Source organism: Streptomyces chryseus (assembly GCF_014650755.1).
Lineage (GTDB): Bacteria > Actinomycetota > Actinomycetes > Streptomycetales > Streptomycetaceae > Streptomyces > Streptomyces chryseus.
On record NZ_BMVO01000069.1, the window covers coordinates 1 to 1,792 of the forward strand.

1 protein-coding gene is annotated in these 1,792 nt (G+C 71.9%); it reads left to right on the forward strand.

The genetic code is table 11. From position 1 onward, the window contains the following. The coding region (locus IE185_RS32785) for a polyketide synthase dehydratase domain-containing protein (protein WP_189716568.1) at window positions 1-1,792 on the forward strand (1,792 nt) is incomplete at both ends.

Genomic DNA, 1,792 nt, shown 5'->3' on the forward strand with positions numbered 1-1,792 from the left:
ACGGCATCCGCTCCCGCAGAATCCCCGTCGACTACGCCTCCCACACCAGCCACGTCGAGCGCATCGAAGACGAACTCGCCCTCGTCCTGGCCGAGATCCAACCCCAGCAGGCCACCGTCCCGCTCTTCTCCACCCTGCGCGGCCAGTGGCTCGACACCACGACCATGGGCGGCACCTACTGGTACGACAACCTCCGCCACCAGGTCCGCTTCAGCGAATCCATCGAACAACTCGTCACCGAAGACTTCCGCACCTTCGTCGAGATCAGCGCCCACCCCGTCGTCTCCATGGCCGTCCAGGACATCCTCGACACCCACGCCGACACCCCCTCCGTCACCACCGGCACCCTCCGCCGAAACGAAGACACCACCACCCGCTTCCTCACCTCCCTCGCCACCCTCCACGTCCGCGGCACACCAGTCGACTGGCAACCAGCCCTCGGCACCACACGCCCCACCCACGTCGAACTCCCCACCTACCCCTTCCAACGCACCCGCTACTGGCTGGAGCGGGACGGCAAGACCAGTGACGTCAGCGGCGCCGGCATCGATCCGGCCGAGCATCCGCTGCTCGGCGCGCTGGTCGAGCTGCCCGAGTCCGGCGGCGTACTGGCCACCGGCCGGCTGTCGCTGAAGACCCACCCGTGGCTGGCCGACCATGCCGTGTCCGGCACGGTGCTGGTGCCCGGCGCCGCGCTCGTCGAGCTCGCGGTCCGCGCGGGCGACCAGGCCGGCACCGGCCTCCTCGACGAACTCGTCATCGAGGCCCCGCTCGCCCTGCCCGCGTCGGGCGCGGTGCGCGTCCAGGTGGCCGTCGGCGGGCTCGACGGCTTCGGCCGCCGTCCCGTGACCCTCCACGCGCGGGCCGAGGACTCCGAGTCCTGGGTGCGCCACGCCACCGGATTCACCGCGAGTACGGCGACTTCCGCAGCCGGGTCAGGCAGCTCGTACGACTTCGGTGTCTGGCCGCCGCAGGGCGCCGAGGCGCTGTCCGTCGACGACTTCTACGACCTGCGCTACGCGGCCGGCTACGAGTACGGCCCCGTGTTCCAGGGGCTGCGCAAGGTGTGGCGCCGTGGCGAGGAGCTGTTCGCCGAGGTCGCGCTGCCGGACGACGTGGCGGGGGAGGCCGCCGCGTTCGGACTGCACCCCGCGCTCCTCGACGCGGCCCTGCACACCGCCGCCTTCGGCTCCGGACCCCAGGGCGCCGACGGCCGGACGCTGCTGCCGTTCGCCTGGAACGGGGTGGCCCTGCACGCCACGGGCGCGGCACGGCTGCGGATCCGTATCGCACCCCAGGGGGCCGACACGGTCACCGTCGAGGCGGCGGACACGGCGGGCGCGCCGGTGGCCACGGTCGACGGCCTCACCTTCCGGGCCGTGGACCCCTCGCAGCTCTCCGCCGGGGACGATCCCTTGAAGGACTCGGTCTTCCGGGTGGAGTGGCAGCCGATCGCCGTGCCGGACACCGTCACAGGAGACGACTGGCCGGTCCTGGACCTGACCGACAGCGGCGACGAGGACATACGCACACTGACCGGCCGCGTACTGGCCAGGGTGCAGGAACACCTGGCCACCGACCCCGACGACACCCGCCTGGTCGTCCTCACCCGCGACGCTGTCACCGTGCCGGAACAGGCCGCCGTCTGGGGCCTGCTCCGTACCGCACAGAACGAGCACCCCGACCGCATCATCCTCGTCGACACCGACACCGACACCGACACCGACACCCAGACCCGGAACCTGCTCCACGCCGCACTCGCCACCGGCGAGCCGCAACTCGCCCTGCGCAA